The sequence below is a fragment of the Mesorhizobium sp. M1A.F.Ca.IN.020.04.1.1 genome (assembly GCF_003997315.1).
Classification (GTDB): domain Bacteria; phylum Pseudomonadota; class Alphaproteobacteria; order Rhizobiales; family Rhizobiaceae; genus Mesorhizobium.
In genome coordinates this window covers 31,291-56,733 of the sequence record NZ_RZSN01000009.1, presented here as the reverse complement: position 1 = coordinate 56,733, position 25,443 = coordinate 31,291, and the positions used below count along the sequence as shown (strand labels likewise).

General features: G+C 65.8%; 26 protein-coding genes. 23 read left to right on the top strand and 3 right to left on the bottom strand.

All coding sequences use genetic code 11. The annotated features are described in order from the left end of the window. Window positions 1–141 precede the first annotated feature (141 nt). Both EOA49_RS04060 and EOA49_RS04055 read left to right on the top strand, forming a co-directional pair. Window positions 142–1,419, top strand: coding sequence for a GAF domain-containing protein (locus tag EOA49_RS04060; RefSeq protein WP_095799666.1), 1,278 nt, complete (start codon window positions 142–144; stop codon window positions 1,417–1,419). Beyond that, entirely contained in the window at window positions 1,419–2,159 is a 741-nt protein-coding gene (locus EOA49_RS04055) for a response regulator transcription factor (RefSeq protein ID WP_095799667.1), read from the top strand. Before EOA49_RS04060 ends, EOA49_RS04055 begins: the two co-directional genes overlap by 1 nt. 22 nt (window positions 2,160–2,181) lie before the next feature. On the opposite strand, the gene EOA49_RS04050 is transcribed toward EOA49_RS04055, so the two are convergent. Then, window positions 2,182–2,520 (bottom strand): putative quinol monooxygenase, encoded by a 339-nt coding sequence (locus EOA49_RS04050; RefSeq protein ID WP_095799668.1) that lies wholly within the window; start codon window positions 2,518–2,520, stop codon window positions 2,182–2,184. Window positions 2,521–2,662: 142 nt separating this feature from the next. Between EOA49_RS04050 and EOA49_RS04045 the strand changes: the two genes are divergently transcribed. From EOA49_RS04045 to EOA49_RS04000, 10 genes are all read left to right on the top strand, one after another. Continuing rightward, window positions 2,663–2,857 carry a 4-oxalocrotonate tautomerase family protein gene (locus EOA49_RS04045; protein ID WP_095799954.1) on the top strand — a complete coding sequence of 65 codons (195 nt, stop codon included), beginning with the start codon at window positions 2,663–2,665 and terminating at the stop codon, window positions 2,855–2,857. Further along, on the top strand, window positions 2,857–3,747 hold the full coding sequence (locus EOA49_RS04040; RefSeq protein ID WP_095799669.1) for an SMP-30/gluconolactonase/LRE family protein: 891 nt from the start codon (window positions 2,857–2,859) through the stop codon (window positions 3,745–3,747). Before EOA49_RS04045 ends, EOA49_RS04040 begins: the two co-directional genes overlap by 1 nt. A gap of 95 nt (window positions 3,748–3,842) precedes the next feature. After that, window positions 3,843–4,859 carry an ABC transporter substrate-binding protein gene (locus tag EOA49_RS04035; RefSeq protein ID WP_066998252.1) on the top strand — a complete coding sequence of 339 codons (1,017 nt, stop codon included), beginning with the start codon at window positions 3,843–3,845 and terminating at the stop codon, window positions 4,857–4,859. Window positions 4,860–4,904: 45 nt separating this feature from the next. After that, the gene (locus EOA49_RS04030) at window positions 4,905–6,368 is read left to right on the top strand and encodes a sugar ABC transporter ATP-binding protein (protein WP_067323041.1); all 1,464 of its coding nucleotides are present in this window, start codon (window positions 4,905–4,907) and stop codon (window positions 6,366–6,368) included. 1 nt (window position 6,369) lies between these two features. Further along, on the top strand, window positions 6,370–7,344 hold the full coding sequence (locus EOA49_RS04025; protein ID WP_095799671.1) for an ABC transporter permease: 975 nt from the start codon (window positions 6,370–6,372) through the stop codon (window positions 7,342–7,344). Between the two features lie 3 nt (window positions 7,345–7,347). Next, window positions 7,348–8,295, top strand: a complete 948-nt coding sequence (locus EOA49_RS04020) for an ABC transporter permease (protein WP_067323048.1) — start codon at window positions 7,348–7,350, stop codon at window positions 8,293–8,295. Between the two features lie 145 nt (window positions 8,296–8,440). After that, window positions 8,441–9,466, top strand: coding sequence for a BMP family protein (locus tag EOA49_RS04015; protein WP_067323051.1), 1,026 nt, complete (start codon window positions 8,441–8,443; stop codon window positions 9,464–9,466). A 164-nt stretch (window positions 9,467–9,630) separates the two neighbouring features. Then, window positions 9,631–11,142, top strand: a complete 1,512-nt coding sequence (locus EOA49_RS04010; protein ID WP_127241720.1) for an ABC transporter ATP-binding protein — start codon at window positions 9,631–9,633, stop codon at window positions 11,140–11,142. A 30-nt stretch (window positions 11,143–11,172) separates the two neighbouring features. Further along, a complete protein-coding gene (locus EOA49_RS04005; protein ID WP_127241719.1) occupies window positions 11,173–12,228 on the top strand; it encodes an ABC transporter permease in 1,056 nt (351 codons plus the stop codon). Then, the gene (locus tag EOA49_RS04000; protein WP_127241718.1) at window positions 12,225–13,169 is read left to right on the top strand and encodes an ABC transporter permease; all 945 of its coding nucleotides are present in this window, start codon (window positions 12,225–12,227) and stop codon (window positions 13,167–13,169) included. The genes EOA49_RS04005 and EOA49_RS04000 overlap by 4 nt, the downstream gene beginning before the upstream one ends. 61 nt (window positions 13,170–13,230) lie before the next feature. Here EOA49_RS04000 and EOA49_RS03995 read toward each other — a convergent pair whose 3' ends face one another. After that, window positions 13,231–13,998, bottom strand: a complete 768-nt coding sequence (locus EOA49_RS03995; RefSeq protein WP_095826244.1) for an SDR family oxidoreductase — start codon at window positions 13,996–13,998, stop codon at window positions 13,231–13,233. A 279-nt stretch (window positions 13,999–14,277) separates the two neighbouring features. Between EOA49_RS03995 and EOA49_RS03990 the strand changes: the two genes are divergently transcribed. Together EOA49_RS03990 and EOA49_RS03985 are read left to right on the top strand one after the other, a co-directional pair. Further along, a complete protein-coding gene (locus EOA49_RS03990; RefSeq protein WP_082953811.1) occupies window positions 14,278–14,427 on the top strand; it encodes a hypothetical protein in 150 nt (49 codons plus the stop codon). A 144-nt stretch (window positions 14,428–14,571) separates the two neighbouring features. Beyond that, on the top strand, window positions 14,572–15,573 hold the full coding sequence (locus tag EOA49_RS03985) for an LLM class flavin-dependent oxidoreductase (RefSeq protein ID WP_245460514.1): 1,002 nt from the start codon (window positions 14,572–14,574) through the stop codon (window positions 15,571–15,573). A 158-nt stretch (window positions 15,574–15,731) separates the two neighbouring features. Here the strand turns inward: EOA49_RS03985 and EOA49_RS03980 are convergent, their stop codons facing one another. Then, complete coding sequence (locus EOA49_RS03980) at window positions 15,732–16,406, bottom strand: isochorismatase family cysteine hydrolase (RefSeq protein ID WP_127241717.1); 675 nt, start codon at window positions 16,404–16,406, stop codon at window positions 15,732–15,734. A gap of 190 nt (window positions 16,407–16,596) precedes the next feature. Between EOA49_RS03980 and exbB the strand changes: the two genes are divergently transcribed. The 9 genes from exbB (at window position 16,597) to EOA49_RS03935 (ending at window position 25,329) form a co-directional block, all read left to right on the top strand. Further along, window positions 16,597–17,595, top strand: coding sequence for a tonB-system energizer ExbB (gene exbB, locus EOA49_RS03975; protein ID WP_245432963.1), 999 nt, complete (start codon window positions 16,597–16,599; stop codon window positions 17,593–17,595). 7 nt (window positions 17,596–17,602) lie between these two features. After that, complete coding sequence (gene exbD / locus EOA49_RS03970; protein WP_127243064.1) at window positions 17,603–18,088, top strand: TonB system transport protein ExbD; 486 nt, start codon at window positions 17,603–17,605, stop codon at window positions 18,086–18,088. Continuing rightward, window positions 18,085–19,062, top strand: coding sequence for an energy transducer TonB (locus tag EOA49_RS03965; protein ID WP_127243063.1), 978 nt, complete (start codon window positions 18,085–18,087; stop codon window positions 19,060–19,062). Before exbD ends, EOA49_RS03965 begins: the two co-directional genes overlap by 4 nt. A gap of 159 nt (window positions 19,063–19,221) precedes the next feature. Further along, on the top strand, window positions 19,222–20,316 hold the full coding sequence (locus EOA49_RS03960; protein ID WP_095826242.1) for a transporter substrate-binding protein: 1,095 nt from the start codon (window positions 19,222–19,224) through the stop codon (window positions 20,314–20,316). Continuing rightward, entirely contained in the window at window positions 20,313–20,915 is a 603-nt protein-coding gene (locus EOA49_RS03955) for an ANTAR domain-containing protein (protein ID WP_127241762.1), read from the top strand. The genes EOA49_RS03960 and EOA49_RS03955 overlap by 4 nt, the downstream gene beginning before the upstream one ends. A gap of 19 nt (window positions 20,916–20,934) precedes the next feature. Next, on the top strand, window positions 20,935–21,801 hold the full coding sequence (locus tag EOA49_RS03950; protein ID WP_176478976.1) for an ABC transporter permease: 867 nt from the start codon (window positions 20,935–20,937) through the stop codon (window positions 21,799–21,801). Then, the gene (locus tag EOA49_RS03945) at window positions 21,798–22,718 is read left to right on the top strand and encodes an ABC transporter permease (RefSeq protein ID WP_067323079.1); all 921 of its coding nucleotides are present in this window, start codon (window positions 21,798–21,800) and stop codon (window positions 22,716–22,718) included. The genes EOA49_RS03950 and EOA49_RS03945 overlap by 4 nt, the downstream gene beginning before the upstream one ends. 33 nt (window positions 22,719–22,751) lie before the next feature. Beyond that, a complete protein-coding gene (locus tag EOA49_RS03940) occupies window positions 22,752–24,395 on the top strand; it encodes an ABC transporter substrate-binding protein (protein ID WP_127241763.1) in 1,644 nt (547 codons plus the stop codon). After that, window positions 24,385–25,329 (top strand): acetamidase/formamidase family protein, encoded by a 945-nt coding sequence (locus EOA49_RS03935; protein ID WP_095799684.1) that lies wholly within the window; start codon window positions 24,385–24,387, stop codon window positions 25,327–25,329. Before EOA49_RS03940 ends, EOA49_RS03935 begins: the two co-directional genes overlap by 11 nt. The last annotated feature ends 114 nt before the right edge of the window (window positions 25,330–25,443 follow it).

Genomic DNA, 25,443 nt, shown 5'->3' with positions numbered 1-25,443 from the left:
GCTTGACCCATCGTTGACAGCGGCGCTGTCAAGCGCTCACTATTTCTCGGGCAGGGAGGAACTGCGGAAAACAGGATCGAGGCCGCGCGGCGCAGCTTGGCTGTCGTTCCACGGCATTCATCAGGGGGACAGGGAGGAGACATGTCGGAGGTATCTCCCCAGCTGATCGATCGGCTGCTCGCGATCTCGCGGGCGCTCGCCGGCCATATCGATCCGGGCTCAGCGTTCCGGGCGACAGCGATCGAAATCGGCACGCTCATCCCGCACGACCATATCGATCTGGCGGTGTTGTCGCTCGATGGGCGCATGCATGCCTGCTACGAGGCCGGCTTCCATACCAGCTGGAGCGATCTGGCGCAGCATCCGGTCGAGGGCAGCCCGATCCGGCGCGTGCTGTGGGGCGACACGCCTTATCTTCTGACCGACAACGCGCTTCTCGACGACCGATTCCACTTCGAGGGAGCGTTCGACGGACCGATCTTCGCCGCCAAGCTGCGCAGCCGCATCATCGTGCCGCTGCGGGCACGCGGCAGCGTGATCGGCGCGCTCAACATCAGCCGGCACAAGGCCGGCTGCTACTCGCAAGAGGACGTCGAGGTCGCTCAGCAATGCGCCGACCTCATCGGGCCCTATATGTTCGCGCTGATCCAGACAGAGGAAGCGCGCCGCGCCATGCTCGCCGAAAGCGAGGCGCGCAACCGGGCGGAACTGCTGAGAGTCGGCGCCTCGCAACTGACCGAGGGCATGGAGCGCGAGCGGCGCCGCATGGCCATGGACCTGCACGACCAGACGCTCGCCGACCTGGCCCGCATAGCACGACAGGTTTCAGCTTTCCGCAGCCGGGGCGTGGCGCGGACGGCCCAGCTTGCCGATCTCGAGCAGGAGGTGGCGGGCTGCCTCGCGGAGCTGCGCCACATCGTCGACGACATGCGGCCGAGCGTCCTGGAACTGTTCGGGCTGCGCGACGCGGTCGAGGCACATCTCAACCGCAGCGTTGCCAGGGCCAAGCCGCCGATCGCGGTGCGCATCGCCGACACCAGCGACGGCAGCGCCGACGGCCTGTCGGAAACGCTTCGCACCGCGCTCTATCGCATCGTGCAGGAAGCCATCAACAATGCGGTCCGTCATGCCGCGCCAAGCCGCATCGAGGTGCAGCTGGCGTCGACGGCAACCACATTCAACGTGACCGTCACCGACGACGGGCATGGCTGCGGCGCGATCGATCCCGCCGCTCAAGGCGGCATCGGCCACATGCACACGCGAGCGGCCCTTGTCGGGGCGCGGCTGCGTTTCGAGCCGGCCGACCGCAAGGGCGGCACCAGGGTCGTGATCGAGATCGATCGCGAGTCCGCCGAGGCCGAGGCGGCGGCGTGCGGCACCGCGATAACCCAAGCTCAGCCGGTGGCGGAGGCAGTCTGATGCTGGTCATGATCGCCGAAAATGACGGGCTGCACCGCACCTTCGCGCGGCGGACCGTCGAGCAATTGTGGCCCGGCGATGTCGAGGTGATCGAAGCCGGCGACGGCGAGGACGCCATCAATCTTGCGGCGGAACGGCAGCCGCCGCATGTCGTGCTCGACCTGCAACTGCCCAAGGCGACCGGAATCGAGGTGGCGCGCGCCATCTGGAGCCAGCGCGCCGGCACGCATATCCTGTTCTGGTCCAACTTCGCCGACGAGGCCTATGTGCGCGGCGTGGCGCGCATCGTGCCGCCGGGGTCGGTCTATGGCTATGTGCTGAAATCGGCGACGGAAGAAGGCATGCGCTCGGCGCTGCGGGGCGTGTTCCGCGAGGGGCATTGCATCATCGACCGCGAGATCCGCGGCATCCAGCACCGCGTCCAGGACCGGTTCGAGGGCATCACCGACGGCGAATATGAAAGCCTGATCGACATCGCGCTCGGCCTCACCGACCGAGCGATCGCGGCGCGGCGCGGCCTGTCGATCCGCGGCGCGCAGAGCCGCATCAAGCATGTCTATGAGAAGCTCGGAATAGTGCCGCCGGAGGAAGGCGTTGGCGAGGCGTCGGTGTTCAATTCGCGCACCCGCGCGATCTATCTGGCCATGGCGCGCGGCCTGATCAACATCGATGCGCTGCGGCGCGAGCAGGAGCAGCTCGACGCCTGGCTCGCGCAGGCAACGCCGTTGCAGGAGCAGTAAGCCCCGCGATGGGTCAACAGGCTCAGCTTGAATGCTGATTGCTCTTGGCCCTCAGAACGATCGGCTCGGTCTCGATCAATCGAAGCGACCTGACCATATCAGCCGTCCGCGGCTTGTATTTGAGAAAGTGCGGCGCGGTCAGGTGGGCGTGGTAGGCGGAATGATCGACGTAGCATTCGATGACGCGCACCGTTTCGGGCGAACCTTTTATCGAGACCGCGTGCAGGAACAACACGCCGGGCTCGTTCTGCACCGAGGCCTCGATCTCTTCGGCGAGCAAGGCCCTGAAGCTGTCGAGCTGGAAGGCATCGATCTCCAGCTCCGCAATCCGTACGATCGGCCTGCCGCATCTCTCCGCCATCAATGGTTCTCCTGTCTGCAGCCGCGGATGCCGGCGCCGACTGTGCAAAACCACAGTCGGTGCTGCGCTTAGACCGCTATCGCCCGGTCCGCGTCCCGACTAGCTTTTGTCCTACAAAAACAAAAATCACGGGGAAGCGCTCATGCCGTTCGTCAGCATACGGATACTCGAGGGTCATTCGCAAAAGGGCAAGAACGAGATCTCTCGCCGGGTCACCGAGGCGATCAGCGAGGTCGCCGGACTGCCCATGGACGCGATCTGGGTGGTGATCGAGGACGTGCCGGGCAGCGACTGGTTCGTCGCCGGCAAGCCGGTGCGGGAACCCAAGAGCCCGTGATGTCGATCCCGGCGCGCGCCCGTCAGTCCGGCTTTGATGACGTCGTCGGCAATGCGGCGATGGAGCGGCTCGCCACCGGCTACGGCTTCATCGAAGGTCCGGTGTGGCATCCCTATGAGAAATGGCTGGTCTTTTCCGATATTCCGCAAAGCCGCATGTACCGGCGCAGCGCTTCCGGCGAAATCGCGGCGTTCCGCGACCCGAGCCACATGGCCAACGGCAACACGCTCGACCGGCAGGGGCGGCTGGTGACCTGCGAGCACGCCAGCAGCCGCGTTACCCGCGCCGAGCCGGGCGGCACCACGACCGTTCTCGCCAGCCATTACCAGGGCAAGCAGCTCAACAGCCCGAACGACATTGTCGTTGCTACTGGAGGCTCGATCTATTTCACCGATCCGACCTACGGCCGAGCGGAATTTTACGGCGTGCCGAGGCCGCAGGAACTGTCCTACCAGGGTGTCTACCGGATCGACGGCGACGGCGCCGGGCTGACGTTGCTTGCCGACGATTTCGCGCAGCCCAACGGGCTCTGCTTCTCGCTCGATGAATCGCGGCTCTTCGTCAACGATACCACGCGTGGCCACATCCGTGTGTTCGGCGTCGAATCCAATGGTGACCTCAATGGCGGCGCCGTATGGGCTGTGACCGAGGGCGATGCGCCAGGCGCGCCGGATGGGATGAAGATCGACAGCCGCGGCAACCTCTATTGCACCGGCCCGGGCGGCATCCATGTCTTTGACGCGTCGGGCGATCTCCTCGGCGTCATCGCGACGCCGGAAGATTGTGCCAATTTCACCTTCGGCGACGAGGACCTGCGGAGCCTCTACATCGCCGCGTCGACGTCGCTCTACCGGCTGAGGGTACGGGTGCCGGGATTGAGGCTGTTTTGAGCGGGACCGTTCGCGCTCAGATCGGATGGGAGTGAAGCCGGCCCGCAGGGGCCGGTGGGAAGTGCAGCAGTCAACACATCTGGGAGGATAATGACATGAAGAAACTACTGGTCTTGAGCGCCTTTGCAGCCATGCTCGCCTCGGGCACCGCGCTTGCCGACACGAGCGGCAAGAAGATCGCCTTCTCCAACAATTATGCCGGCAATTCGTGGCGCCAGGCGATGCTCGACAGCTACGCCATCGTCACCAAGAAAGCGGTCGAGGACAAGGTGGTGGCGGCGGCGGATGTCTTCACCACCGCCGACAAGGAAGTGCCGACGCAAGCCGCGCAGGTGCAGAACCTGATCCTGCAGGGCTATGACGCCATCGTCATCAACGCCGCCTCGCCGGATGCGCTGAACGGCGCCATCAAGCAGGCCTGCGACGCCGGCATCGTCGTCGTTTCCTTCGACGGCATCGTGACCGAGCCTTGCGCCTACCGCGTCGTCGTCGACTTCAAGGACATGGGTAGGCAGGAAGTCGAGCAGATGGCCAAGTTCCAGCCGAAGGGCGGCAATTTGCTGGAAATCCGCGGGCTGGCAGGCACCTCGATCGACGATGCCATCCATGCCGGTATCCTCGAAGGCGTCGCCGCCCATCCCGAGTTCAAGATCGTCGGCTCCGTGACCGGCGACTGGGACCAGACCACGGCGCAGAAGGCGGTGGCGACCATCCTGCCGTCGCTGCCGGAGATCGTCGGCGTCGTCGACCAGGGCGGCGACGGCTACGGCGCCGCGCAAGCGTTCGCCGCCGCCGGCAAGCCGCGTCCGACCATCATCATGGGCAACCGTCAGGACGAGCTGAAGTGGTGGAAGGAGCAGAAGGACAAGGACGGCTACCAGACCTGGTCGGCCTCGATCGCGCCCGGCGTGTCGACGCTCGCCTTCTGGGTGGCGCAGCAGGTGCTCGACGGCCGCAAGGACGTGCCGCACGATCTGCTGGTGCCGTATCTCGCCTTCACCCAGGACAATTTCGAGGCCGCGCTGCCGAAGATCAAGGAAGGCGGCGTCGCTACCCACGAATACACCCAGGAAGACGCGATCGCGGCCATCAAGGCCAACATCAAGCAATAGCGGCGCGACGTTGCCAGCCGCATCGCCGACCGGATATCGTTGAGGATGCTCCAGGCTATTGCAGACATCGTCAGGCTGGACGGCGCCGAAAAGCACTTCGGCGCCGTCCGCGCGCTCAACGGCGTCGACTTCCATGTCGGCGCCGGCGAATGCGTCGGGCTGGTCGGGCACAACGGCGCCGGCAAGTCGACGCTGATGCATATGGTTGCGGGCACGCTGCGGCCCGATGGCGGGCAGATCGCGGTGCGCGGCAATCAGGAAGCGAGCTATTCCGTGGCGCGCGCGCTCGAGCTCGGCATACGCTGCGTGTTCCAGGAGCTGTCGCTCTGCCCAAACCTCAGCGTCGCCGAGAACACGCGCATCAACCATCCCTCGCTCAGCGGGCTCGGCTGGCGGCGCAAGGCCGCCGATCTCATCCAGGCCAAACTCGACGAGATCTTTCCCGACCACGGCATCGCGGCGGACGACATTGCCGGCGATCTGTCGATCGGACGCCGCCAGATGGTCGAGGTGGCGCGCGCCTTCACGCTGACCCGCGAGCCGCTGCATCTGGTCATCCTCGACGAGCCGACCTCGTCGCTCGATGCGCACACGGCCGGCCAGCTGCTTTCATTCGTGCGCCGCTTCGTCGCCGCGGGCGGCAGCTGCATCCTGATCTCCCATGTGCTGGGCGAGGTGCTGCAGAATGCCGACCGCATCGTGGTGATGCGCGACGGCAAGGTGGTCGCCGCCGACGCCGCAAGCGCGTTCGACCGGGACAAGCTGGTCGCCGCGATGGGCGGCGCCGGGGAACATCAGAAGGCCGCCGCCGAGACCCGCAAGGTCGCGGTCGGGGCGCTCAGGGTGCGGGCGCGCCCGGCGCGGCAGCAGGATGGCAAGGAGCTTGTCGCCCGGGCGGGCGAGATCATCGGCCTTGCCGGACTCGCGGGGCATGGCCAGACGGACCTGCTGCTCGCGATCTTCTCGGCCGCCTCGCGCGCCAGGGCCGGCATCGAAGTGACGGCGCCGGTGGCGCTGGTCGCCGGCGACCGCCAGGCGGACGGCATCTTCGCCCAATGGTCGATCGCCCAGAACATCGGCATCCGCTCGCTTCAGCGCCTGCGCGACGGCCTGCTGATCTCGCCGCAGCGCGAGGCGGAGCTGGCCGAATTCTGGAAGAAGAAGATCGGCATCCGCACGCCGGACATGAACAACAACATCTATTCGCTGTCGGGCGGCAATCAGCAGAAGGCGCTGTTTGCGCGCGCGCTCGGCTCCGATGCCGAGATCGTGCTGATGGACGATCCGATGCGCGGCGTCGACATCGGCACCAAGCTCGAAGTCTACGACCTCGTGCGCGAGGAGGCCGGAAAGGGCCGCACCTTCCTCTGGTACACGACCGAAACCGAAGAGCTCGACAATTGCGACCATGTCTATGTCTTCAAGAACGGCCGCATCGTCGCCAATCTTGGACGCGACGAACTGACGGAGGAGAAGATCATCCAGTCCTCGTTCGGCGACACGGCCTGAGATGACGGCGATCGCTCCCGGCACGCTCCCCAAATCTTCCCGCGGCAGCGCGGCCCGCGCACGCATGCTGCGCAGCCTGCTGCCGGCGCTGTCGCTGGCGCTGGTGCTGATGGCCATCGCCTGGCTCAATCCGCGTGCCATCAGCTATTTCGGCTTCAACCTGATGCTGAACCTGGCGATCCCGATCGCGCTGGCGACGATCGCGCAGATGTTCGTCATCGCCGGCAATGAGCTCGATCTGTCGATCGGCACTTTCGTCGGCTTTGTCGGCTGCGTCACCGCCACCTGGCTCAGGGATGCGCCGCTCATCGGTGTCGCTGTGCTGCTCGGTTCAATCGGCGTCTACGCGCTGCTCGGCGCGCTGATCCATCTGCGCAACCTGCCCTCGATCGTGGTGACGCTCGGCATGAGCTTCGTCTGGCAGGGGCTGGCCATCCTCATCCTGCCGAAGCCGGGCGGCAAGGCTCCGGACTGGCTGCTGGCGATCATGTCTTTCAAGCCGCCCTATATCCCGTTCCCTATACTGGCGGCACTGCTCATCGCGGCGATCGTGCATTTTGGCCTGATGCGCACTTCATATGGCGTCATCCTGCGCGGTTCCGGCGGCAATGCCGCGGCGCTCAGGCGCGCCGGCTGGTCGCTGCTCAAGACAAAGATCGTGCTCTTCGCGTTGACCGGCCTGTTCGGCGTGCTTTCCGGCATGGCGCTGATCGGCATCACCACTTCGGCCGACGCCAATATCGGCAACGGCTACACGCTGCTTTCGATTGCCGGCGTCATCCTTGGCGGCGGCGAGTTCGTCGGCGGCCGGGTGTCGCCGATCGGCGCGGTCATCGGCGCGCTGACGCTGGCTTTGGCCGCCTCGCCGCTCTTGACCTTCATGCACATCCCGCCCGATTGGCAAGTGGCCGCCAATGGCGCGATCCTGATCATCGTGCTGGCGGCCCGGGTGCTGATCAGCCGCAGGGAGAGGTGAACGATGACCTCGGTCCGGATGCTGCTTGAAAAACCCTGGCTCTGGTCCTTCGTCGGCGCCGTTCTCGTGTGGGTGGCGACCGTCGCCTTCACCGGCGGCTATGGCGCCGGCGGCATGGTCACGGCGGCACTTTCGCTTGCCGTCTTCACCGTCATCGTCGGCGTCGGCCAGATGTTCGTCATCACGCTCGGCCCCGGCAATGTCGACCTGTCGCTGCCCGCCAATATCGGACTGGCGAGCGCGGTGGCGATGAAGGTTATGGGCGGCAGCGATTCGATGATCGTCGTCGGGCTGTTGGCGGCGCTCGCCTGCGGCGCGGCGATCGGCGCCATCAACTATCTGCTGATCTGGGCGCTCAGGATTCCGCCGATCATCGCGACGCTGTCGGCGAGCTTCATCATCCAGTCGGTCGACATCAGCTACGGGCGCGGCCTGCAGATCAAGCCGCCGCCGGGTTTTGCCGATTTTACCAACTGGCAGGTGCTGGGGATCCCGGTGCTGGCGATGCTGACGGTGGTCTTCACCATCGCCGCGGCGCTGGCGCTGCAGCGCATGATCTATGGCCGCTCGGTGCTGGCGATCGGGCAGAACATCCGCGCCGCCTGGCTGGCCGGCGTCAATGTCGGCCGCATCCGCTTCCTCACCTACACGCTTTGCGGCGCGCTCGGTGGCATCGACGGCGCGCTGCTTGCCGGCTATTTCCGCGGCGCCAATGTCGATATCGGCAATGAATATCTGCTCGCCTCCATCGCGGTCGTCGTCATCGGCGGCACCTCGGTCGCCGGCGGCAAGGCCAACGTGCCCGGCGTCTGGGGCGCCGGCCTGTTCCTGGTGCTTTTGCTCACCATGCTCAACACCTTCGGCGTAAGCGCCGGCGTGCGGCTGGTGCTGACCGGGCTGATCATCGTCGGGGTGATCACGGCGGCGGGTGGCGAGAAGGCTGTGCGGTGACAAGTCCGAGGAGGGGGTCGCTCTCCGGGGTCTCTCCAGCCAAATTTGACCATGTGGACAAAGGTCGGGCGTCGTTCCATAGTCCTCCCGTCTGACATGTTTTGAACGGCCGGCTCGACACGGCCGTCGAGCAGAGGGGATTTCAATGGAAAACGATCATCGCAAAACGCAACGCGCCGGCCTGTCGCGGCGCAATGTGCTGGAACTCGGCGCCCTTGGGCTGACCGCGGCGGCGCTGCCCGGCGTGGCCTTCGCCAAGGACAAGAAGCTGAAGGTGGCGGCGATCTTCGCGACGCCGATCGAGGAGCCCTGGGACAACCAGATCCATGTCGCCCTGCAGAAGGCCGAGAAGGAGCTGGGCATCGAATACAAATGGTCGGAGAAGGTGCAGACCGCCGACTTCAGCCGTGTGATGCGCGAATATGCGCAAGGCGGCTACCAGTTGGTGCTGGGCGACGCCTTCGCCGCCGAGCGCGAATCGCGGCGCACGGCAAAACAGTTCCCGAAGACGGCCTGGCTGTTCGGCTCCGGCGCCGGGCCTGCGGAACCCAATTTCGGCGTCTTCGACAACTGGATCCACGAGCCGGCCTATCTCTCCGGGCTGATCGCCGGCAAGATGTCGAAGTCGGGCACGATCGGCGCTGTCGCGGCAATGGGCATTCCGGAAGTGAACCGGCTGGTCAACGCCTTCTTCGCCGGCGCCAAGGAGGTCAATCCAAACATCAAGCGGAAGGTCGCCTTCATCGGCTCCTTCTTCGATCCGCCGAAGGCCAAGGAGGCCGCGATCGCGCAGATCGATGCCGGCGTCGACGTCATCTATGCCGAGCGTTTCGGCGTCATCGAAGCGGCGGTCGAAAAGAAGATCTACGCCATCTCCAACATGTCCGATCAGTCGAGCCTCGGACCCGACACGGTGATCACCGGCCCGGTATGGAATATGTATCCGACGGTCGAGCAGGCGATCAAGCTGGTCAAGGCGGGCGTCTTCACCGCGCAGGACTATGGCGACTTCTCGCGCATGGCCAAGGGCGGCTCCGATCTCGCCCCCTATCACAAGTTCGAGAAGACGCTGCCGGCCGAGGTCAAGGACCTGGTCGCCAAGAAGAGAGCCGAGATCCTGGAAGGCAATTTCCGCGTCGACGTCGACGAGAACACGCCGGTGTCGGATTGACCAGTACCCTCCCCCTTGCGGGGAGGGGTGCCGAGCGAAGCGAGGCGGGAGGGGTCGTCTCAACCGCTCGACCTTGACGACTGAAGATGGAGCGCGTCGCGGGCGACCCCACCCGGCCCTGCAGGCCACCCTCCCCTCGAGGGGGAGGGATATTAGGAGCATCCTTGCCCGTCCCACTGATCGAAATGCGCGGCATCACCAAGAGCTTCGGCGCCGTCAAGGCGAACGAGGGCGTAGATCTCAGCGTCGCCCCCGGCGAGATCCTTGGCCTGCTCGGCGAGAACGGCGCCGGCAAGACGACGCTCATGAACGTGCTGTTCGGCGCTTATGCGCCGGATGCGGGCGAGATCCTGGTCGAGGGCAGGCCGGTCGCCATCCACAATTCGGCCGATGCACTCGCGGCCGGCATCGGCATGGTGCATCAGCATTTTCATCTGGCGCCGCGGCTGACGGTGCTGGAAAACCTCTTGATCGGCATTGCCGGCAAGTCCGGCCGCATCGACCGCACGGGCGGGCTGGCGCGGCTGAAGGAGATCGGCCGCCAACATGGCTTACATCTCGATCCCGGCCTGCCGGTCTCGGCGCTCTCGATCGGCGAGCAGCAGCGGCTGGAAATCATCAAGGCGCTGTTTCGCGGCGCCAGGCTCCTGATCCTCGACGAGCCGACGGCGGTGCTGGCGCCCAGCGAGGTCGATGGCCTCTTCGCCGCGCTGCGCTCGATGGCGGCGCAAGGGCTCGGCATCATCTTCATCTCGCACAAGCTCAACGAAGTCAGGGCGCTCACGCATCGTTGCGTCGTGCTTCGGCATGGCAAGGTCGCCGGCCGCGTCGATCATCTGGCAGGAACCACCTCGGCCGAGATGGCCAAGCTGATGTGCGGCCACGAAATCATGCCGCCGATCAAGGAGGTCTCGACGCCGGGCGCGCCCGTGCTGACGCTCGACGGCGTTTCCACCTCAGGTCATGGCGGCACGCCGCTGCGCGAGGTCTCGCTCTTCGTCCGCGCCGGCGAGATCCTCGGCGTTGCCGGCGTCTCCGGCAATGGCCAGCGGGCGCTGGCTGATGTGATCTCCGGCATGCTGTCGCCGAGTGCCGGTTCGATGACGATAGCCGGCAAAGCAGTTGCACAATTTTCGCCGCGGGCGCTGCAGGCGCTCGGACTCGGCCGCATCCCGGAAGACCGGATGACGACCGGGCTGGTCACCAACCTGCCTTTAGCCGACTCCATGGTGCTGCCCCGCATCGGCACCGAGGCCTTCAGCCGCATGGGGCTGCTCGATCCGGTGGCGATCCGCGCCTTCGCCGAAGCGCAGATCAAGGCCTATGACATACGCTGTCCCGGGCCCATGACGCGCGCCGGCGCGCTTTCCGGCGGCAATCTGCAGAAGGCGCTTTTGGCGCGCGAGCTCGCCTTCGACCCGAAGGTGCTGATCGTTTCGCAGCCGACGCGCGGCCTCGACATCGGCGCTGCACGGTTCATCCACGAAAAATTCCTGGCCATGCGGGCGAAGGGTTGCGGGATCATCGTGATTGGCGAGGATCTCGAGGAATTGCTGATGCTCTGCGACCGCATCACGGTGATGTATGAGGGTCGCATCGCCGGCACGCTTTCCGGCCCGGAGGCCACCGTCGCGAGGCTTGGGCTGCTGATGACCGGCGCGGAGGGGAGGGCGTAGAGCGATGGAATTGCCTCGGGAGCACGCCTGATGTTCCGTCTCGAAGTCCGCACGTCGACGCCGGCCTGGTTCAATCTCGCCCTGCCGCTGCTCGCCATCGCCGTCGCGCTGGTTTTGTGCAGCGGTCTCATCGCTGTCGCCGGCGCCGGTGTCATCGAGGCCTATGGCGTGATGCTCTCGGCCTCGCTCGGCGACAGCTACGCAATCACCGAGACGCTGGTGCGCGCCGCGCCGATGATCTTCACCGGCCTTGCGGTGGCGATCGCCTTCCGCGCCAAATTCTGGAACATCGGGGCCGAAGGCCAGCTGCTGGCCGGCGCGGTTGCGAGTTGTGCCGTAGGCGCCATCCCGATGCCGGGACCGCTCGCCATCCTGCTGATGGCGCTGGCCGGCGCGGCGGCCGGCGCCCTCGTCGCGCTGGTGCCGGCGACGTTGCGCGTCAAATTCAAGGTCGACGACGTGGTCAGCTCGCTGCTGCTCAACTCGGTCATCTATTACGCGCTGATGGCGCTGATCGAGGGGCCCTGGAAGGACACCTTTTCCGGTTATCCGATCTCGCCGCCAATCGAGGATTCCGCCTATTTCCCGGTGCTGATCGAAGGCACAAGGCTGCATATCGGCGTCGTCGTGGCGCTGATCGCAGCGCCCGTTTGCTGGTTCCTGATCGCGCGCACCACGCTCGGCTTCCGCATCCGCGTCACCGGCGAGAATGCGGAGGCGGCCCGCTATGGCGGCATCAATACCCAGCGCGTGCTGCTCTCCACCGCGCTGCTTTCCGGCGCGCTGGCCGGACTGGCCGGCGTCGGCGAGGTTGGTGGCGTCCATTTCCAGGTGATGAGCGACATCTCGCCGGGCTACGGCTATTCCGGCATCGTCGTCGCCATGCTCGCCCGGCTCAATCCGCTCGGCGTCGTGCCGGCCGCGATCTTCCTTGCCGCGGTCATGACCGGCGCCGAGGCGATGTCGCGCGCGACCGGCGTGCCGGCCTTCCTCAGTGAGGTCATCCAGGGTACGGCGCTGCTTGCGATGCTGGTGGCGCTGCTCTTCACCGCCTACCGCATCCGCCGCGTGGGGGCGCCCGCATGAGCGCGGTGTTAGAGCAGATTTTTCAGGTCGGCTTTCTCGCCGCCATCATCCGTATCGCCACACCGCTCGCCTTCGCCACGCTAGGCGAGATGTTTTCCGAGCGGGCGGGCGTGCTCAATCTCGGCATTGAAGGCATCATGCTGTTGGCGGCCATGGCCGGGTTCACCGCCGCGAGCCTGAGCGGCAGCCTGTGGCTGGGCGTGCTGGTGGCCGTGCTTGTCGGGGCGGCGATGGGCGCGGTGCATGGGCTGTTCACGGTGGTCTTGGGCCTCAGCCAGCATGTCTGCGGCATCGGCGTGACGCTGTTCTGCTCTGGGCTCGCCTATTTCCTCTACCGGCTGATCTTCGGCCAGCAATCGGTGCCGCCCAGCATCAAGGGCTTTCAGCCGGCGCCGATCCCCCTGCTGTCGGACATTCCGATCCTGGGGCCGGCGGTGTTCAACCAGTTCACGCTGGTTTATCTCGCGATCATCGCCGTTCCGTTTGCCGCCTTCGTCCTCTACCGCACGCCCTGGGGGCTGTCGGTGCGCATGGTCGGCGAGAACCCGCGCGCGGCGGATTCCGCCGGCGTCAGCGTGATCGCCACGCGCTTCCAGGCCGTGATCCTCGGCGGCGCGCTGATGGGTCTTGCCGGCGCCTTTCTCACCATGGCGCAGTTCAACGCCTTCACCTTCGGCGTGGTGTCGGGGCGCGGCTGGGTGGCGATCGCGCTGGTGGTGTTCGGCCGCTGGGACCCGTGGCGTTCGGCGGGCGCGGCATTGCTCTTTGCCTTCGTCGACGCGCTGCAGCTCAGGATGCAGGCCAGCGGCCTCGGGCACATCCCTTACGAAGCCTTCCTGATGCTGCCCTTCATCTTCACCATCGTCGCCATGGCCTTCATTTCGCGCAACGCGGTCGCGCCTTCGGCGCTGCTGAAGCCGTTTCGACGCGAGGAACGGTAGGTAGATTCTTTCCTCTCCCCCGATCGCCGGGGTAGAGGAAGGGCGCCAAGCTTGGGACGCCTCAGATCGCCGTGAAGGCGTTGTCGACGAAGAGATGCGCGCCGTTGACGAAGCTCGATTCGTCGCTCGCCAGGAACAGCGCCGCCTTGGCCACTTCCTCCGGCTCGCCGATGCGGCCCTGTTGCGCGGCCATGGCGGCATCGGAAACATCGACGCCGAGCTTGCCGAGGTCGGCGACCTCGCGCATTCCGTGCGGCGTGCGGATGAAGCCGGGACAGATGGCATTGCAGCGGATGTTGCGATCGCGGAACTCCACCGCGATGGCACGCGCGAACATATGGCAGGCGCCTTTAGTGGTGTCATAGAGCACTTCGTTCGGCGTCGCCGCCACCGCCGAGATCGACGAGGTGCAGACGATCGAGCCGCCGCCGGCGGCGATCATGCCCGGCAGCACCGCGCGCGTCATCAGGAACATCGAACGCACATTGACGGCGTGCAGCCAGTCCCATTCCTGCAGAGTCGTCTCCAAGAAGGGTTTAATCACAATGGTGCCGGCGTGGTTGAACAGCACGGTCACCAGCCCGAATTTTTCCGCGGCCGCCTTCGCCGCCGCCTCGACCTGCGCCTCATCGGAAACGTCGGCTACGAAATGCTCCGCATCATGGCCGCGCGCGCGGATCGCCGCGGCGGTCTTGCCGGCGGCCTCGCCATTGCGGTCGATGATCGCAACCTTGGCGCCTTCGGCGGCAAACAGCTCGGAAGCCGCTCCACCCATGCCCGTCGCGCCACCCGAGATGATGGCGACCTTGCCCGCCAGCCTTCCACCCATGTTTTTCTCCCTGAGTCCTGTGAGACTATTTTGATGCTATCCCCTCGCGTACCGAGTAGCCAAGCGCTTGAACGAGGCCGTTTGCCGCCGAAAAGCCGGAGCTACAGGCATTTTGTCGGATCCTCCGGTGGCGCATCCCCGCACGTTTTCGATCTCGGCTGAGAATAAACGCCCCTCAAGTTGCCGTTTCCGAGGACGTCCTTCCAAAAACGGGCGAAAAATAGCACTCGACAAAGTCTACTATCTTTATAGATTAATAGCCGAGACGGAGGTTCGACCATGACCTACATGCAGAATGCTCAGCGCAAGGGCCAGAGGCTGACCGCCGACCAGAGCTGGAGGCCCGCCTATGGCGGAACCTTCGCCTATCTCGTTTTCGCGCTGGCATTCGTGTTCACCGGCGCGGTGGTGCTTGGGATCATCCCCTGACAGAGCCGGGGCCTACGGCCCCGCCGTCCAAAAATCTGAGTTGGAGTAACCGGAGAAGATAACTGGCCGAGCGCCAGGCGCGCCTGCGCGCATTGGATTGTTCGAGGTGGAGCGGGGCAAGCCAACGTGACGGAGGAGATGGCAATGCCGATCGAGTTCACGCATGTTCCCGGTGAGCCTGCGAATGGCAGCTTCTTCTACGATTTCGCCGAGACGGCGACCAAGCTGTCGCTGATCGAGGATGCGGGGTTCCGCAAGCTGGTGATCGACGATCCGGCCGGCCTGCTCGCCAACATGGACATCGCCGCGCAGACGCTCGACCGCACCCCGGCGCTGGAAGTGGTGCTGACGCACTGGGCCGGCGTGGTCGAGCCGACCGTGGCGGCAAGGCAGCTCGCGGCGCTCGACTTGAGAGGCGGCGGCCGCCTGTCGCTCAGGATGCTGAGCGAGCCGCTCCAGGACAGTGATGCCGAGGCGCGGCCGGTCGGCCACAGCGTGGTGTGGCAGCGCATCGACGAATATCTTGTGCTGTTGAAGCGGCTGTGGTCGAACGACGAGCCCTTCGACCATGAAGGCGCCTTCTACAGCGTCAAAGGCGGTTACGTGCCGCGCAAGGGCCCGCATGGCGGCGACCTCACCATCCGGCTCGGCGGCCAGTCCGGCACCGCGCTGAAGGTCGCCGGCCGGCATGCCGATATATTCGAGCTGGCGGCCGGCTCGCCGGACGAAGTCGCGCAGCTGATGCAGCGTGTGCGCGGCGCTGCAGCCGAGCACGGCCGCGTCGGCAGATTGCGCTTCGCGCTTCCCGTCCGCATTCGCCCCGAAGGCTGGTCCGGCGCCTCCGACCACAAGGCGGTCGAGGTCGCGGGGCCGCCGGCGCGGCTTGCGCTCTCGCTGTTGCCCTATGCCGCGCTAGGCATCGAGGAATTCATGATCTGCGGTATCGACCGTCCCAGCGAGATCGCGCGGATCGGCCGCGAGACGGTCACGCTGATCGCGAAATTCGCTGGCGCGGTGCGACGCCGACACCCTGGCGCCAGGAACGTTCGCGTCGCGCTCGTTCACCGGGGCACACCTTCGGTGAAATCGCCGGATGGCGGTGAGACCGGCCGCTGCGGCTGCCGGTTTCATCAAGACGGGACATAGTGAAGACATTGATCAAGGTCACTGCGGTTGACATGGCTTGGCTCCGTCTGTCCTGGCGGCGGCGGCTAACCGTGAAGACGAAAGCGTCGCCGGCAACGGAACGGTGCACGCAAAAAGATTTGTGACCGATGGATTCTTGTGATCCCGAAATCCCGATATCAATCCCGTTCTTCTGCGATCCGCGACAGCGCGGCGATGACCGCCTCCGAGCTCGCCAGCGCGCCGAAGACGCCGTCCTCGACCGTCACCATATGCAGCGCGGCTTCGTGCGCCCGGCCGTCGCCGCTGGCGCAGGCGTCCGCAATCGTCAGGCATTGGAAATTGCGGTCGCAGGCCTCGCGCAGCGTCGTGTGAACGCAGACATCGGTCGTGCAGCCGGTGAACATCAGATGGGTGATGCCGCGCGCCCTCAGCACCAGTTCCAGATCCGTATAGGTGAAGGCGCCGTTACAGGTCTTGTCGACAATGATGTCCTCGGGCCTGACTTCTATGTCGGCGACGATCTGGAAGCCTGGGCTGGAGCGCAGCAGGATATCGGTGCCGTCCAGTCCCGCCCGCTTGCGGCGCCATTTTTCGTAAGCCGTCATATCGGCCATGTCGGCGCGGTAGCCTTGCCTCGTATGGACGATTGCGAGGCCGGCGGCGCGCGCGGCCGCAATCAGCCGATTCACCGTCGGCAGAATGGCCCGCAGCGGCGAAGGGTCATAGCCTTTCCTGGCGAAATAGCCTGTCGGCGACAGGAAATCCTCCTGCAGGTCGATCACGAGCAGGGCGGTGTCTTGCGGCACCAGCATTCCGTCATAGGGGAAGTCGAACGGGGTCGCCCTGATCATCGCCTGCTGCCTCGGTTGTGGCTGACATGGTGGCCCAGCGACGGCGTCGCAGTCCAGACCTCACGGCGTCCCCGGCTACCGGCGCGCGACCCGGATATTTGATGGTGATGGACATCTTAATAGTTGACTCGCTAACTCATGTTTTCTAGTCAGACGGCATTGGCGTGCAATGATGAAGCGAGGACTAGCCTTGTCCCGGAACAGTCTTTTTGTGGTGCTGGCCGCGTTCGCCATTCTTGCGGCCGGCTCCTTTCTTCCCGACGTCGCGCTGGCGCAGGAGCAGCCGGCACCCGCGGCACCGGCCGCACAAGCGCCCGCTCAGCAGCCCATAACAGCTCCGGCAGCCGTGCAGGCAGCTCAGGCCCCGGCCGCGGCACAGCCCCCGGCGACGGAGGCACCAACCGCTGCCGCACCGACCGAACCGCGCGTTCAGCCGGCGCCGGGCACTGCCGGGGGCGAAGAGACTTCCGCCATTGCGCTGACGCTGCCGCATGACCTGTCGCCCTGGGGCATGTTCATGAATGCCGACATCGTGGTGAAGGCGGTGATGGTCGGACTTGCTCTCGCTTCTCTGGTCACCTGGACGATCTGGCTCGCCAAGTCGCTGGAGATCCTCGGCGGCAAGCTCAAGGCGCGGCGCGCGGCGAACGCGATCGGCAATGCCGCGACGCTGATGCAGGCCGGCCGCGCGCTCGGCCACAGCGGCGGCCCGGGCGCGCTGCTGGTGCGGGCGGCGGAGGAAGAGCGCGCGCTCTCGGCCGGCGCGTTGGATCACATCTCGGGCGACGGCCTGAAGGAGCGCGTCACCTCGCGGCTGTCGCGCATCGAGGCGGCAGCGTCCCGGCGCATGTCGCGCGGCACCGGCCTACTCGCCACCATCGGCTCCACGGCGCCCTTCGTCGGCCTGTTCGGCACCGTCTGGGGCATCATGAACGCCTTCATCGGCATCTCGCAGGCGCAGACCACCAATCTTGCGGTGGTGGCGCCGGGCATCGCCGAAGCCCTGCTCGCCACGGCAATGGGTCTGGTGGCTGCGATCCCGGCGGTGGTGATCTACAACGTCTTCGCGCGATCGATAGCCGGCTACAGGCAGATCCTCGCCGACGCCTCGGCAGGCGTCGAGCGGCTGGTCAGCCGCGACCTCGATTTTCGCACTGTGCCGCCGGCAACCGCGTTGGCAGCGGAGTGAGCGGCCAATGGCGGCGCGGATTCGCGAGACGGCCGGCGACGATCTCGAGGAAAGCCACGAGATCAACGTCACCCCGTTCATCGACGTCATCCTGGTGCTTTTGATCAACTTCATGGTCGCGGCTCCGCTTGCGACCGTCGACGTCAATGTCGACCTGCCCGGGTCGACGGCGACGCCGGCGCCACGGCCGGAGACACCGCTGTTCCTGACGCTGAAAAGCGATCTTTCTCTGGCGATCGGCAATGAGGCTGTGCCGCGACCGAGCTTCGCCACCGTGCTCCACATCCGCACCAAGGGCGACAAGCAGACGCGCATCTTCCTGCGCGCCGACAAGACGGTGGGCTATGGCGAGCTGATGGAGGTAATGAACCTGCTGCGCGCTGCGGGCTACCTCAAGATTGCGCTGGTCGGGCTGGAGACGGCGTCCGGCACCGGGGCTGCGGCCGCGGGCGCCACCTCCGCGCCGGCGACAAGCGGAAGCGCGGCGCAATGACGCAAGCGATCGCCGCCTTGTCCACCCAGCCACGCTTCGGCTTCCGCGAAGCCGGTCTGTGGGCAAGCGCGGCCACGGTTATTTTCGCCGCGCATGTCGCGGTCGCTTATGCGGTGCAGAATCTGAGCTTTACCGAGGTGCCGGACGGCGGCGCGCCGCCGGCGCTGGCTGTCGAAATGGCGCCGCTGCCGACGACGCCTGCCGTGCCGGAAGAGGCGGCCATGCTGGACACGGTCGCGTCGGACCAGCCAGATGCGGCGGAGGAGACGGAAAAGCCCGCCGAAGTGAAACCGGTGACCGATCCGGCGCCGGTCATGAAAAGGGTCGAGCCGGTCGCCGAGCCGCCGGTCGTTTCCGACAAGGCGGCGGAGGCCGAACCGGTGGAGACAGCAGCTGCGCTCAGCGAGCGGCCGCCGCTGGACGAGGTCGTGCCCGACCCAGTCGAGACGGTTACTCCCGACGGCTCCGTTCCGCTGCCGCAGCCAAAGCCTGTCGAGGCGCAGCCGAAGGCAAGCCAACCCGTCGAGGCGAGGAAAAAAGCGGAAAAGAAGCCGGTCGAAAAGCCGAACCAGAGGAAAAGGGCAAAGGCCGCGCCGCCAAAGGCCGTGACGATGGCCAGCATCGATGCCAACGCAGGCGCGAAAGCCGCCGCGCCGCAATCCTCCGAGTCGGTGTCGCGATCGAGCGTCAGCCCGTCGCGCTGGAATTCCAGCTTGGCGGCATGGATCAGGCGGAATATCCGGTATCCGAGCGCGGCGCGCTCCAGGCGCGTCGAGGGCACGCCTACCGTAACCTTCACGGTAGACGTCTCCGGCAGGGTGGTCTCTGCCCGGCTGGCGCAATCCTCGGGCGATCCGGATCTCGATCGCGCCGCGCTCGGCGTGTTGCAGGGCGCGTCGGTGCCGGCGCCGCCGGCCGAACTCGGCGCCCACGTCACCCGCACCGCGCCTTTCGTCTTCAGCCTGCGCGATTAGATGCCCCGCCGCGCCATGCAACTTTGAGGCTTGACTGGCGGGCGGTAGGGAATAGGGTAGCTGCGAACATATCGGCCTCGGTCGCCGGACGGCAAGAATGCCTCGTATGCCTCGCCTGTCGGCGGCGGCTGCGGGGCTTTTTCATTTTTGGGGCATTGCTTGAAACGGCGTATCGAGATCGGCGTCCTCTATTCGCGATCCGGCAGCTACCAGCTCGTCTCGGACGCGTGCCGTACGGGCGCGATGCGGGCGATCGCCGACATCAATGCCGACCGAAGCTGCGGGATCGAGCTGGTGCCGGTCGAACGCGATCCGCAAAGCAATGCCGACCGCTACGCCTCACTTTGCGAGGATATCTTCCGGACCAGCAGCGCCCGCCACGTGATCGGCTGCATTACCTCCTGGAGCCGCAAGGAGACGATCCCTGTGCTGGAGAAGGCGGGCGGCATGCTCTGGTATGCCTGCCCCTATGAGGGGTTCGAGGCCAACGAGCATGTCGTCTACATGCATGCCTGCCCGAACCAGCATCTGGTTCCGCTGATGGCTCATGTAGCGCCGCGTTTCGGCGCCAACGGCTTCCTGCTCGGCTCGAACTATATCTGGGGCTGGGAGATGAACCGCGTCGCGCGCGACCTGATCGCCGACGCTGCGGGCAAGGTGCTCGGCGAGCGCTACCTGCGCATCGGCGAAACCGACGTTTCGCGCCTGATCGATGAAATCCGCGCCACGCGGCCGAACTTCATCCTCAACAACCTCATCGGCACCTCGTCCTATGCCTTCCTGGCGGCATATCGCGACTTGGGACGCGAGAATGCGGCCTTCAAGGCCGATGCCTGCCCGGTCATATCCTGCAATCTCACCGAGGGCGAGTTGCCGGCGATCGGCGAAACGGGCAGGGGCCATTTGTCGGCCGGACCCTATTTCGCGCCGCGCCCGGCTGCCTTCGCCTCGTCCTTCGAGGCGTCCGCCTATGCATCGGTGCAAGTGATGGCGGACGTGCTCTCCGGCGATCCCGACGCCGGCCCGGCGGCGTTCTCAAAAGCCTTCGCCGGGCGCCGCTTCACGACCCGCCTGGGGCCTATCGCAATCGATCCGCACACGCAGCATGCAACCCTGCCGGTGATCATCGGGCGCATCGCCGATGGATTTTTCGAGGTCGTCAGCCGCGAGGAAGAGGTGGCGCCCGATCCCTATCTGTCGCGTTACGACCCGGCGAAGACCTTCGGCCGTCCGCGGCTCAGGGTGGTGTCGTGAGCCGGTCCGCACGCATCCCCAATCTCGGCGGCGCGCGGGCCTTCGTGCTGCATCGCCCGCACGCGACGGTGCAGGCGATCACCAGGCAGCTGTCGGCGATCGGCCTTGAGGCGGTCGAATGCTGGCCGCAATTGCCGGCAGAGGCGCTTGCCGCGGATTTCGTCTTCTTCGACGCCGATCTCGGCTTCGACGAGCAGTTCCCGTGGCAGCCGGGCGAGGCGCCGATGCCCCTGGTGGCGCTGATCGGTTCGGAAGCGCCGGGCCGCATCGAATGGGCGCTGTCGCAAAAAGCCGACGCGCAATTGTTGAAACCGGTCGGCAATGCGGGCGTGTACAGCGCGCTGCTGATCGCCCGGCAAAGCTTCGAGGCGGGGAAACGGCTGGCCGACGAGATCGCGTCGCTGCGCCAGCGCGTCGGCGAGCGCCAGACCATCGTGCGCGCGGTCGCGGCGCTGTCGAAAGGCAGCGACGACGATCGCGCCTATGCGCAGTTGCGGTCGCTGGCGATGAGCTGGCAGATCAGCGTCGAGGAAGCGGCCCGGCGGATCGTGGCGATGACGGAAAACGAGGATGGCGGTGACCAATCCGATCGCGCCTGATCTCCCGGCGCCGGGCCAAATGCCGGTCAAGCCGCGCGCCGGCGTCTGGCGCCGGCTGCTCAAGCGGCCGCTGGCGCTGCTCGGACTCTTCATCGTCGCCATCGTGCTTGCTGGCGCCATCCTGGCGCCGTGGCTGACCGGCTACGATCCCAACGAGCAGATGTTCGACGGACTGACGCTGGAAGGTTCGCCCTTGCCGCCGAACGCCAAGTTCTGGCTGGGCACCGACCTGCTCGGCCGCGACCTGTTGACCCGCATCCTGTTCGGCGCCCGCACCTCGCTGATCATCGGCATCGTCGCCAACGGCGTGGCGCTTCTGATCGGTACGCTGGTCGGCGTCACGGCCGGTTATTTCCGCGGCTGGATCGGCAGCGCGCTGATGCGCTTCACCGACCTGATGATGGCCTTCCCGGCACTGCTTCTCGCCATCTGCCTGGCGGCGGTGTTCGAGCCGAGCCTTTGGATCGTTGCCATGGTGATCGCGCTGGTCAACTGGGTGCAGACCGCGCGCGTCATCTACACCGAAACCTCGTCGCTGTCGGAGCGCGAGTTCATCGATGCCGAGCGCACGATAGGGGCGAGCGCGCCGCGCATCCTGTTGCGCCATATCCTGCCGCATCTGCTGCCGACCATCATCGTCTGGGGCACGCTCGGCATCTCGACCACGGTGCTGCTCGAAGCCACGCTCAGCTATCTCGGCATCGGCGTGCAGCCGCCGACGGCCTCCTGGGGCAACATCATCTTCGAGAACCAGACCTATTTCCAGGCGGCGCCCTGGCTGGTGTTCTTCCCCGGCGCCGCGATCCTGGCGCTTGCGCTTGCCTTCAACCTGATCGGCGACGCGCTGCGCGACATCCTCGACCCGACGCAGAGGGGGCGGGCATGATCGCCTATCTCGGCCGACGTCTCATCCAGTCGCTGCTCATCCTGCTCGGCGTCTCGCTGATCACCTTCGCGCTGCTCTATCTGCTGCCGGCTGATCCAGTGCGCCAGATCGCCGGCCGCAGCGCGACGCCCGACACGGTTGAAAACATCCGCAGGCAGCTCGGCCTCGACCAGCCCTTCATCGTCCAGTACTGGCACTATCTCACAAGGCTGCTCAGCGGCGATCTCGGCCGCTCCTACATCCAACGCTCTGAAGTCACCGAGCTCATCGTCTCGCGGCTGCCGGCGAGCCTGCTTCTGATGGTCGGCGCCATCCTGTGCGAGCTCGCGATCGGCCTTACCATGGGCCTGATCGCCGCCGTCAAGCGCGGCACCTCCACCGATCAGACCTTGATGGTCGCCTCCTTTGTCGGCGTCTCGGCGCCGCAATTCGTCGTCGGCCTGCTCCTGCTCTATGTCTTCGCCGTCCGGCTCGGCTGGTTCCCGATCGGCGGCTACGGCAGTTGGCGGCATCTTGTGCTGCCCTCGCTGACCATGGGCATACTCGGCGCCGGCTGGTATGCGCGCATGATGCGCTCGTCGATGATCGACGTTCTGCGCCAGGACTATATGCGCACCGCCCGCGCCAAGGGCCTGGCGCGCGGCGCCATCCTGTTCCGCCATGCGCTGCCCAACGCCATCCTGCCGGTGGTCGCCATGATCGGCATCGACATCGGCGTCTTCATGGGCGGCATCGTGGTGGTCGAAAGCGTCTTCGGCTGGCCCGGCATCGGCCAGCTCGCCTGGCAGGCCATCCAGCGCGTCGACATCCCGATCATCATGGGCGTCACCCTGGTCTCGGCCTTCGCCATCGTGCTCGGCAACCTGCTGGCCGACGTCATCGCGCCCTTCATCGACCCCCGAATTAAACTCAGATGAACAAGGCAACAACCAGAGAAAGGGAACAGTGACGTGAGACGATTTCTGGCATCCACCGTGGCGGCCTCGGCGCTTGCGCTGATGCTCGGCATGGCAAGCGCGATGGCCGACGATGCGATCGACCCTAACGCCAAGCAGGGCGGCGCCATCACCATCACCTACAAGGACGATGTCGCGACGCTCGATCCGGCGATCGGCTACGACTGGCAGAACTGGTCGATGATCAAGAGCTTGTTCGACGGGCTCATGGATTACGAGCCCGGCACCACCAAGCTGAAGCCCGACCTTGCCGAAAGCTACGAGATCTCGCCGGACGGCAAGACCTTCACCTTCAAGCTGCGCCACGGCGTGAAGTTCCACAATGGCCGGGAGATGACGGCCGACGACGTCAAATACTCGCTCGACCGCGTCACCAATCCGAAGACGCAGAGCCCGGGCGCCGGCTTCTTCGGCTCGATCAAAGGCTATGACGAGGTCGCCGCCGGCAAAGCGAACAGCCTCTCCGGCGTCACCGCGGTCGATCCCTACACGATCAAATTCGAGCTGACCCGGCCGGACGCCACCTTCCTGCATGTCATGGCGATCAATTTCTCGCATGTGGTGCCGAAGGAGGAGGTCGAGAAATACGGCGCCGACTTCGGCAAGCATCCGGTCGGCACCGGCGCCTTCAAGCTTGCCGAATGGACGCTCGGCCAGCGCATCGTCTTCGAGCGCAACCCCGACTACTGGCACAAGAGCCTGCCGCATCTCGACAAGATCACCTTCGAGATCGGCCAGGAGCCGATCGTGGCGCTGCTGCGCCTGCAGAAGGGCGAGATCGACGTGCCCGGCGACGGCATTCCGCCGGCCAAGTTCCAGGAGGTGATGAACGATCCGGAGCAGAAGGCCCGCGTCGTGGTGGGCGGGCAATTGCACACCGGCTACATCACCATGAACACCACCATGCCGCCCTTCGACAATGTGAAGGTGCGCCAGGCGGTGAACACGGCGATCAACAAGGACCGCATCGTTCAGATGATCAACAACCGCGCGGTGCCGGCCAATCAGCCGCTGCCGCCGTCGATGCCCGGTTACGACAAAGCTTTCAAGGGCTACCCCTATGACGTCGCCAAGGCCAAGGCCCTGCTTGCCGAGGCCGGCCACCCCGATGGCTTCGAAACGCAGTTGTTCGCCATGAACACCGACCCCAATCCGCGTATCGCGCAGGCGATCCAGCAGGATCTGGCGGCCATCGGCATCAAGGCCAGCATCCAATCGCTCGCCCAGGCCAACGTGATTGCCGCCGGCGGCGACAAGTCCGGCGCGCCGATGATCTGGTCGGGCGGCATGGCCTGGATCGCCGATTTCCCGGATCCGTCCAACTTCTACGGACCGATCCTCGGCTGCGCCGGCGCGGTGCCGGGCGGCTGGAATTGGGCGTGGTACTGCAACAAGGATCTCGACGCCAAGGCGGCCGAAGCCGATTCGGTCGTCGATCCGGCAAAGTCCGCGGATCGCGAGAAGATGTGGAGCGCGATCTACGACAAGATCATGGAGGACGCGCCCTGGGCGCCGGTCTTCAACGAGCAGCGCTTCACGCTGAAGTCGGCCCGCATGGGCGGCGCCGACAATCTCTATGTCGACCCGGTCCATATCCCGATCAACTACGACAATGTGTATGTGAAAGATGTGCAGTAACTGCGACTACACCATCCACGGGCGCCATCACCACTTCGGCTGGGACAATTCCTTTGCCCCGGCCGAGCGCGTGGCACCTGGCTCGACGATCGAGTTCCAGTGCCTGGATTCTTCCGGCGGGCAGCTCAAGGCCGACAGCACCGTCGGCGATATCGCCAATCTCGATTTCGGCATGATCAACCCGGTGACCGGGCCGATCTTCGTCGAGGGCGCCGAGCCCGGCGACGCGCTGAAGGTGACGATCGAAATGTTCAAGCCGTCCGGCTTCGGCTGGACGGCGAACATTCCGGGCTTCGGTCTGCTTGCCGACGACTTCAAGGAGCCGGCACTCAACATCTGGAAATATGACCCCGGCTCGCTCGAGCCGGCGCTGTTCGGCAGACAAGGCCGCGTGCCGCTGAAGCCGTTTGCCGGCACGATCGGCAACGCGCCGGGCGAGATGGGCCACCATTCGGTGGTGCCGCCGCGGCGCGTCGGCGGCAATCTCGACATAAGGGACCTTGCCGCCGGCACCATTCTCTATCTGCCGGTGGAAGTGGCAGGCGCGCTGTTTTCGGTCGGCGACACGCATGCCGCGCAGGGCGACGGCGAAGTGTGCGGCACTGCGATCGAGAGTCCGATGGACGTCGTGCTCAAGCTCGACCTGGTGAAGGACGCGCGGCTGAAGACGCCGCGCTTCACCACGCCGGGCCCGGTGACGCGGCATCTCGACGCCAAAGGTTATGAGGTGACGACCGGGATCGGGCCCGACCTGATGACCGGCGCCAAGCAGGCGGTCAGTCAGATGGTCGACCTGCTGGCCGGCCGATACAAGCTCGACCCGGTCGACGCCTATATGCTGGTCTCGGTCTGCGGCGATCTCAGGATCAGCGAGATCGTCGACATGCCGAACTGGGTGGTGTCGTTCTACTTCCCGCGCTGCGTGTTTGAATGAGAGGTCGGCGCCCCACCCCCGCCCCGCTGCTTCGCAGCGACCCTTCCCACAAGAGGGAGGGTAAAACGCCAGCGCCCTACCTCCCCCTCGTCGGGAGGTCGGACCAAAGGTCCG

Coding starts and splice junctions, on each gene's coding strand:
- EOA49_RS04005 (WP_127241719.1), top strand. CDS start 11,173: ATGTTCCGTCTCGAAGTCCGCACGTCGACGCCGGCCTGGTTCAATCTC.
- EOA49_RS03995 (WP_095826244.1), bottom strand. CDS start 13,998: ATGGGTGGAAGGCTGGCGGGCAAGGTCGCCATCATCTCGGGTGGCGCG.
- EOA49_RS03990 (WP_082953811.1), top strand. CDS start 14,278: ATGACCTACATGCAGAATGCTCAGCGCAAGGGCCAGAGGCTGACCGCC.
- EOA49_RS04015 (WP_067323051.1), top strand. CDS start 8,441: ATGGAAAACGATCATCGCAAAACGCAACGCGCCGGCCTGTCGCGGCGC.
- EOA49_RS03985 (WP_245460514.1), top strand. CDS start 14,572: ATGCCGATCGAGTTCACGCATGTTCCCGGTGAGCCTGCGAATGGCAGC.
- EOA49_RS04000 (WP_127241718.1), top strand. CDS start 12,225: ATGAGCGCGGTGTTAGAGCAGATTTTTCAGGTCGGCTTTCTCGCCGCC.
- exbD (WP_127243064.1), top strand. CDS start 17,603: ATGGCGGCGCGGATTCGCGAGACGGCCGGCGACGATCTCGAGGAAAGC.
- EOA49_RS04045 (WP_095799954.1), top strand. CDS start 2,663: ATGCCGTTCGTCAGCATACGGATACTCGAGGGTCATTCGCAAAAGGGC.
- EOA49_RS04030 (WP_067323041.1), top strand. CDS start 4,905: ATGCTCCAGGCTATTGCAGACATCGTCAGGCTGGACGGCGCCGAAAAG.
- EOA49_RS03935 (WP_095799684.1), top strand. CDS start 24,385: ATGTGCAGTAACTGCGACTACACCATCCACGGGCGCCATCACCACTTC.
- EOA49_RS04025 (WP_095799671.1), top strand. CDS start 6,370: ATGACGGCGATCGCTCCCGGCACGCTCCCCAAATCTTCCCGCGGCAGC.
- EOA49_RS03965 (WP_127243063.1), top strand. CDS start 18,085: ATGACGCAAGCGATCGCCGCCTTGTCCACCCAGCCACGCTTCGGCTTC.
- EOA49_RS04050 (WP_095799668.1), bottom strand. CDS start 2,520: ATGGCGGAGAGATGCGGCAGGCCGATCGTACGGATTGCGGAGCTGGAG.
- EOA49_RS03950 (WP_176478976.1), top strand. CDS start 20,935: ATGCCGGTCAAGCCGCGCGCCGGCGTCTGGCGCCGGCTGCTCAAGCGG.
- EOA49_RS04055 (WP_095799667.1), top strand. CDS start 1,419: ATGCTGGTCATGATCGCCGAAAATGACGGGCTGCACCGCACCTTCGCG.
- EOA49_RS03945 (WP_067323079.1), top strand. CDS start 21,798: ATGATCGCCTATCTCGGCCGACGTCTCATCCAGTCGCTGCTCATCCTG.
- EOA49_RS04035 (WP_066998252.1), top strand. CDS start 3,843: ATGAAGAAACTACTGGTCTTGAGCGCCTTTGCAGCCATGCTCGCCTCG.
- EOA49_RS04040 (WP_095799669.1), top strand. CDS start 2,857: ATGTCGATCCCGGCGCGCGCCCGTCAGTCCGGCTTTGATGACGTCGTC.
- EOA49_RS04060 (WP_095799666.1), top strand. CDS start 142: ATGTCGGAGGTATCTCCCCAGCTGATCGATCGGCTGCTCGCGATCTCG.
- EOA49_RS04020 (WP_067323048.1), top strand. CDS start 7,348: ATGACCTCGGTCCGGATGCTGCTTGAAAAACCCTGGCTCTGGTCCTTC.
- EOA49_RS03980 (WP_127241717.1), bottom strand. CDS start 16,406: ATGATCAGGGCGACCCCGTTCGACTTCCCCTATGACGGAATGCTGGTG.